The 6,097-nt window shown below is 60.3% G+C and carries 8 protein-coding genes; 3 read left to right on the top strand and 5 right to left on the bottom strand.

Annotated elements, in window-relative coordinates:
• Positions 1-96: 96 nt before the first annotated feature.
• The gene (locus Q0349_RS13660) at positions 97-2,013 is read right to left on the bottom strand and encodes a DUF945 family protein (protein ID WP_298081566.1); all 1,917 of its coding nucleotides are present in this window, start codon (positions 2,011-2,013) and stop codon (positions 97-99) included.
• Positions 2,014-2,075: 62 nt separating this feature from the next.
• Positions 2,076-2,693 (bottom strand): pseudouridine synthase, encoded by a 618-nt coding sequence (locus Q0349_RS13655; protein WP_298081565.1) that lies wholly within the window; start codon positions 2,691-2,693, stop codon positions 2,076-2,078.
• Between the two features lie 129 nt (positions 2,694-2,822).
• Between Q0349_RS13655 and Q0349_RS13650 the strand changes: the two genes are divergently transcribed.
• Complete coding sequence (locus tag Q0349_RS13650) at positions 2,823-3,083, top strand: AbrB/MazE/SpoVT family DNA-binding domain-containing protein (protein WP_298081564.1); 261 nt, start codon at positions 2,823-2,825, stop codon at positions 3,081-3,083.
• The gene (locus Q0349_RS13645) at positions 3,080-3,415 is read left to right on the top strand and encodes a type II toxin-antitoxin system PemK/MazF family toxin (protein ID WP_298081563.1); all 336 of its coding nucleotides are present in this window, start codon (positions 3,080-3,082) and stop codon (positions 3,413-3,415) included. Before Q0349_RS13650 ends, Q0349_RS13645 begins: the two co-directional genes overlap by 4 nt.
• Positions 3,416-3,445: 30 nt before the next feature.
• Here the strand turns inward: Q0349_RS13645 and Q0349_RS13640 are convergent, their stop codons facing one another.
• Complete coding sequence (locus Q0349_RS13640; protein WP_298081562.1) at positions 3,446-4,441, bottom strand: NAD(P)H-dependent glycerol-3-phosphate dehydrogenase; 996 nt, start codon at positions 4,439-4,441, stop codon at positions 3,446-3,448.
• Positions 4,441-4,908 (bottom strand): protein-export chaperone SecB, encoded by a 468-nt coding sequence (gene secB / locus Q0349_RS13635; protein WP_298081561.1) that lies wholly within the window; start codon positions 4,906-4,908, stop codon positions 4,441-4,443. Before secB ends, Q0349_RS13640 begins: the two co-directional genes overlap by 1 nt.
• 150 nt (positions 4,909-5,058) lie before the next feature.
• Here secB and Q0349_RS13630 point away from each other — a divergent pair, with 150 nt between their 5' ends.
• The gene (locus tag Q0349_RS13630) at positions 5,059-5,283 is read left to right on the top strand and encodes a glutaredoxin family protein (RefSeq protein WP_298081560.1); all 225 of its coding nucleotides are present in this window, start codon (positions 5,059-5,061) and stop codon (positions 5,281-5,283) included.
• Here the strand turns inward: Q0349_RS13630 and Q0349_RS13625 are convergent.
• Positions 5,270-6,010 (bottom strand): pseudouridine synthase, encoded by a 741-nt coding sequence (locus Q0349_RS13625; RefSeq protein WP_298081567.1) that lies wholly within the window; start codon positions 6,008-6,010, stop codon positions 5,270-5,272. The two genes, Q0349_RS13630 and Q0349_RS13625, sit on opposite strands and share 14 nt — an antisense overlap.
• Between the last annotated feature and the right edge of the window lie 87 nt (positions 6,011-6,097).

The following is a 6,097-nucleotide window of genomic DNA, read 5'->3' as shown; positions in this document are numbered from 1 at the left end:
CGTACTGTCTTCGGCGACGCGCCTTGTCTGAAACTTTCGGTGGATGGCTATAAAAAAACCCCGCCGTGGCGGGGTTTTTGAGGTTGGGGCAAATGATTAGAAGGGCAGCGGTTTGCCGTTGATTTTTAGCGTGCCGTTATCGTTGTCCAGTTTGGCGACGTAGTCTTCGCCGTCAATGGTGATGAATGCCGCGCCCTGGCTTTCGATGAGCGGAACGAGTTCCAGTTTTTCTGCCAGTTTTTTGTTGATGCGGGCTTCGGCGTGCAGGTCGAGGTTGTTGCGCAGCAGCTCTTGCAATTCTTTCGGGTTGTCAAAGGCTTGTTGCCAGGCTTCCGGGGTGGCAGTGCTGTCGGCGCGAATACCGACGCTGCTGGTGAAGCTGGCTTTGCCGCTGTCGGTCGTGCCTTCGAGGCCGAAGCTGAGGCGGGTTTTGTTTTTGACGAGTTCTTGCAGCACGGTCTGGAGTTTTTCTTGTGCGATTTTTTCGTACCCGGCCGCGGCTTTTTCGTTGTCGGCGGCTGTTTGTGTGCTGGATGCCGTTGCGGTGCTGGCGGCTGCGCTGGTCACGGTTTCGGCATTGATGTCGGACGCAGCCGCGCTGGCTGCGGTTTCGGCATTGGCGTCGGTCGCAGGTACGCTGGCTGCGGTTTCAGCATTGGCGTCGGTCGCGGTGTCGGCGGTTTGGTTTTCTGCCGGGGCGGCGGTTGTGGCGGCCGCAGGCGTATTGATGGTGTCGCCTGCAACCATGTTGGCAGCGCTGGTTTTTTGGGCGGCGTTAAGGCCGGCGATGAGCGCAATGTAGCTTTCGAGGAAGGCCTGTTTGCTGGCGGCGGAGAAGTTTTCCATGCTGGCGCTGATGCGCAGGCTTTGCGGTTCAACCGGGATTTGCGGGACGAGGCGTTTGAGGGTCGCGCCGTTGATGTTCCAGGTCATTTCGTCGCGGGCATCGTAGTTGTCGCCGCTGTTTTTGCGGGTGCTGCTTTTGCCGGTGATGTCGCCGAAGGGGCGCTGGTCGCCGTTGTAGGTGACGTGGATGTTTTTGATGTTGTAGTCAATGTCGCCGAGGTAGCCCATCAGCGCCGGATCAAACTTGACGCCGCTGCCGTTGGCATCTATGCCATCCACTTCAAAGATGAAGAGGCCTTCTTTGGCGGTGGTTTCGCTTTTGAGCGGGCTGGTGTTGAGTTTGAGGGTGCCGTCTTCGTTGATGGCGTATTCGACTTTGATGGGCGAGAAGGCGACGGTGGCGCTGTCGCCGTCTTTTTTGTCGGTGGCGGTGAAGGTGAAGGGTTCGACGGTGAGGTCCATCGCCATCACGCCGTCGGCGAAGGTTTTGTTGTTGTAGCGGAATTCTTGTTTCATTCCTTTGAAGTCAAGGCTGTCATCGCCTTCTTGTACCTGGAAAGGTGCGGTTTCGGCGATGACGTGGACGCTGCCGTCGGTATGGAGGTCGGTGGCGGTTTTGGTGTTGCTGAGGCCGGTGAGGATACTGTCGAGGTTGGTGTCGCTGGTGTTGAGGTTGTCTTTGAGGATTTTTTTGAGGAGTTTGCCGGTTTCTTCGGTGTCTGCCTGGGTGTCAATGTGCGCGACGATGCCTTTGTCGAGCAGTTCTTTGTTGTAGGTGATGGTGTCTTTATTGGTGAGGGTCAGGGGCTGGTCGGCGCCTTCAAACAGCGGCAGGCCGAACTGGAAGGTGAGTTTGCTGGTCGCGGTTGCGCTGTTGTCGCCGCGCTGGTAGTCGCTGACGCTAGCCTGGTATTGTTTGATGAGCCATGCGGTGTGCTGACCGTACATTTTTTGGTAGGCGGTGTTCATCAGCTCGATGTTGGCGCGGTAGCGGTCTTCTGCTTGTTGCGCGAGGTCGCCCGGTTGGGCGGTGTTGCCTGCCGGGGTGGCGGTTTGTGCGGCTTGTTCGGTCTTTGTGCCTTTTTCCGGTTTTTTTGGTTCGTCGGAGCAGGCGACGAGCAGGCCGGTGGCGGTGAGGATGGCGAGTGCCAGTTGGTTCAGTTTCATGGGTTTTCCTTGCGGTTAGGGTGGGTTGTAAAAAGTCGCACAATTATAGCGGGTTATGTCGCTCAAAAGGCGGGGGCGAGGTGAAAGCGTTGTAAGGTTCCGTGCAGGTTGGCAACGGCGAGGGTTTCGGCGTGCAGCAGCAGCCGCGGCGCGGCAGGCGGCTCTTCGTCGGCATAGAATTCGTCGCCAAGGATGGGGTGGCCAATGGCGGCAAGGTGCACGCGCAGTTGGTGGCTGCGCCCGGTGTGCGGGATGAGGGCGACGCGGGTGGTTGCGCCGTCACGGGCTAGCACTTGGTAGCTGGTGTGCGCGGTTTTGCCGTGTTCATGGCAGATTTTTTGGCGCGGGCGGCGTTCCCAGTCGGTGATGAGCGGGTAGTGGATGTCGCCGTGATCGTCGGCAATGGTGCCGTGGACGACGGCGATGTAGCGTTTTTCGACGCGGCGCGCGGCAAATTCTTGTTTGTAGTGGCGTTCGGCGGCCTTGTGTTTGGCGATGAGCAGGAGGCCGCTGGTCGCCATGTCGAGGCGGTGCGCTGCCATTGCCGCAGGGGCGTAAACCTGGCAGCGGCTTTGTACGCTGTCGTATTTGTCGTCGCCACGGCCAGGGACGGAGAGCAACCCGGCGGGTTTGTTGATGACGTAGATGTCCGGGTCTTCGTAGTGGATGTCGAGGGGCATGGTGTGATGTACGGCTATTGGGGCACAGGGAGCGCTGTTTTTTTCTTCATGGGGTTTGGGGGCGGTTCACTTATATATGGGATCTTTGTCATTGGATTATACTTGGGTAAAACCAATGCGGGAGCAATCATGTCAACCTCAACCCTCATCATCCGCAAAAGCGGCAATGCACAAATCATTTCCTTGCCCAAGCTGCTTTTGGAGCAGATTGGTGCCGGTATCGGCGACCGCCTGTCCGCCCGGCTGGAAGACGGCAAAATCGTCTTGCAACGCGAGAGTCCTGAGCGCTCCCTGGAAGCGCTGTTTGCCGGGGTGACCCCGGAAATGTTCCAGACGGAAGAGGATGTTGAATGGCTGGAAATGTCATCTGTCGGCAAGGAGGTTTTGTGAGCCTCTACCTTCCCGAACAGGGCGATATTGTCATGATTGATTTTGATCCGGCAACGGGGCGCGAGATTCAAAAACGCCGTCCGGCGCTGGTGATGAGTAAATCCATCATGGCGAAACACACCGGATTGGTGCTGGTTTGTCCGATTACTTCAACGGTACGCGGTATTGAACTCGAAGTGGCCGTCAATGGTGAAAAAATCAGCGGTGTCGCGCTGTCTGTCCAGCTCAGGTCGATGGATTTCCGCCGCCGTAATGTGGAATTTGTTGAACAGGCTGATGCAAGTGTCATCGAGAAAATGAGCGGATTGCTACAGGATCTCGTCAAATACTGAGTCATGAACCGCCCCGATGCGGCTATCCGGTCAGTGCCGCTCCTGTTTGATTTGGCGGTTGAGCAGGCTGGTGAAGGTGTCTTCGAGGCTGCTGTTCCCGGCAAGCATCTGGTGCAGGTGTTCGGTGATGGGCATCCGGATGCCGTGTTGTTGGGCAAGGGCGTAGGTGTCGTGCGTCGCGCCTTCGCCTTCCACGGTTTGGCCGATGGCGGCCTTGGCGGCTTCGGCGCTGTCGCCCCGGCCAAGCGCGAGGCCGAAGCGGCGGTTGCGCGACTGGTCGTCGGTGCAGGTGAGGACGAGGTCGCCCATGCCGGCAAGGCCGGTCAGGGTTTCTTCTTCTGCGCCGAGGGCGGTGGCGAGGCGGGTGATTTCGCGCAGGCCACGGGTGATGAGGGCGGCGCGTGCGTTGGCACCGCAGCCGAGGCCGTCGGCGATGCCTGTTGCGATGGCGATGACGTTTTTCACCGCACCGCCGATTTGCACGCCGGTGAGGTCGTGGCTGGTGTAACAGAGGAAGTTGCTGCCGTGGAAGTGTTGCGCAATGGTTTGTGCGAGCGTGTCGTCGGTGGCGGCGATGGTGACGGCGGTTGGTAGTCCAGCGGCGACTTCTTTGGCAAAGCTGGGCCCGGCGAGGATGGCGTGCGGGTGTTCGCCGAGGGCGTCGCGGAAGACGTCGGTCAAAAGTCGCCCGCTGCCCGCTTCAAAGCCTTTGATGGCCCACATGAGCGGCGTGCCGTCGCGCAGGTGCGGTTTGAGGTCTTGGAGCAGTCCGGCGAAGGCGCGGCTGGGGACGACCGCCAATATGAGTTCTGCCGCCGCAACGCTCGCGGCGAGGTCATCGCTCACGGTGAGGTTGGGCGGCAGGGGGATGCCGGGCAGGTAGCGGCGGTTTTCGCGGGCTTCTCCGAGCGCCGCCGCGTGTTCGCGGCGGTGCGCCCAGAGGGTAATGTTGTGGGCGTTGCGCGCCAGTTGTAATGCGAGCGCGGTGCCCCAACTGCCCGCGCCGAGGACGGCGATGTTGGCCATTACTGGACGGGATGGTTGCCTTGTTTTTCGGCTTCTTCCTGCATCCGCTGCTGGTACATGAGGTCGAAGTTGATCGGTTGCAGGTAGAGGTTGGGGAATCCGGCGCGGTTGATGGCGTTGCTGATGGCTTCGCGCGCGTAGGGGTAGAGCACGGTCGGCGCATAGACGTTGAGCGCGTGGTGCAGTTGGGCGTCCGGCAGACCGCTGATTTCAAAGATGCCGCTTTGCGCGACTTCCACCAGGTAGATGACGCGCTCGCCGTCTTTGGCGGTGACGGTCAGGCGCAGTTTGATGTGGTAGTAGTTATCTTCCGGCAGTTTTTTGATTTCGTGGGCGACGCCGAGGCTGATTTCCGGGTTGAGTTCCTGCTGGAAGATTTCCGGGGCGTGCGGCACTTCGACGGACATATCGCCTGCGTAGAGTTTGCGGATGTCAAGGACGACGGGGGTTTGTTGTTCTTCGCTCATGGGTACTCCTTTTCAAGTATGGAAGCGATGGGTGATGCGGCGATGCCGCGGCTTTTGCGGGCGTCATTGTACGGGTTCAACGGCGGTGGGCAAACTTTTGTTGTGGCGGGCGGGGCGGCGGGTTAGGCTGCGCCTTTTTGGGAATTTTCCATGCGTTACCGCCTGTTTGTCCGCCTGAACTGTCATTTGTGTGCCGATGCTTTCGCCCTGTTGTGCGAGATGGGGGTTGAGGTGCAGCGTATCAATATTGACCGCGACCCAGCACTGCGCGCGCAGTATGACTTGCTGGTGCCGGTGTTGTTTGACGCGAAAGGCGACCGCGAGTTGCCGTATCCGTTTGACGCGGAGGATGTGCGGCGGTTTATCGCGGGCTGAGACCGAGCGTGGCGGCGATGTGCGCCCAGTGCGCATCTACTGCGGCGTGCAGGTCGAGCGGTGCGCCGCTGTGCGGATGCAGCAGTTGCAGGCGGCTGGCGTGCAGCATCAGTCGCAACGCGCCGCAGCGGTCGGTGAGAACGCGGTTCTGGCGATTGTCGCCGTGGCTGGTGTCGCCGATGACGGGGTGAAAAATGTGCTTCAAGTGGCGACGAAGCTGGTGTTTGCGCCCCTGCAACGGTTGCAGTTCGGCGAGGCTGTAGCGCGAGGTGGGATGTCGCCCGTCGCTGGCGAACGGCACTTCGCTGCGCGCCAAACAGCGGTAGCGGGTCAGCGCCTCCTGCGGCGGTTTCTCGCGCTGGCGGTTGCGGTCGGCGATTTTGTCGGCGAGATAGGTGAGCGGGTAGTCAATTTCGCCCGCCTCATCCAGCCAGCCGCGCACCACGGCGTGATAGCGCTTGTCCAGCCGCTGTGCCGCAATCAGCTCGCCGAGCAGGCGAGCGGTGTCGGCGTCCAGCGCGAGCAGCAGCACGCCGCTGGTGGGCCGGTCGAGACGGTGTGCCGGATAGCCTTTCAGCCCGGTCTGCTCATGCAGCAGTTGCAGCACGGTCACGGCGGCATGGCGGTCAAGCGCGCTGCGGTGTACGGGGATGCCCGCCGGTTTGTTGATGGCGACGAGATGCGCGTCGCGGTAGAGGATGGGGAGTGTGGCGGGAGGTGTGTCCATTATTGAACGGGTAATGTTGACCGGGGATTTTTTATAGCCATCCACCGAAAGTTTCAGACAAGGCGCGTCGCCGAAGGCAGTACGCAG

Source organism: uncultured Cardiobacterium sp. (assembly GCF_938028185.1).
GTDB lineage: Bacteria > Pseudomonadota > Gammaproteobacteria > Cardiobacteriales > Cardiobacteriaceae > Cardiobacterium.
Note: the sequence above shows the minus strand (reverse complement) of the source record. Positions and strands in the feature narration are given on the sequence as shown.

Bases quoted from the DNA above. Each gene is read 5' to 3' on its own strand.
- secB (WP_298081561.1), bottom strand. From the start codon at position 4,908: ATGAGCGAAGAACAACAAACCCCCGTCGTCCTTGACATCCGCAAACTC.
- Q0349_RS13650 (WP_298081564.1), top strand. From the start codon at position 2,823: ATGTCAACCTCAACCCTCATCATCCGCAAAAGCGGCAATGCACAAATC.
- Q0349_RS13640 (WP_298081562.1), bottom strand. From the start codon at position 4,441: ATGGCCAACATCGCCGTCCTCGGCGCGGGCAGTTGGGGCACCGCGCTC.
- Q0349_RS13655 (WP_298081565.1), bottom strand. From the start codon at position 2,693: ATGCCCCTCGACATCCACTACGAAGACCCGGACATCTACGTCATCAAC.
- Q0349_RS13625 (WP_298081567.1), bottom strand. From the start codon at position 6,010: ATGGACACACCTCCCGCCACACTCCCCATCCTCTACCGCGACGCGCAT.
- Q0349_RS13660 (WP_298081566.1), bottom strand. From the start codon at position 2,013: ATGAAACTGAACCAACTGGCACTCGCCATCCTCACCGCCACCGGCCTG.
- Q0349_RS13630 (WP_298081560.1), top strand. From the start codon at position 5,059: ATGCGTTACCGCCTGTTTGTCCGCCTGAACTGTCATTTGTGTGCCGAT.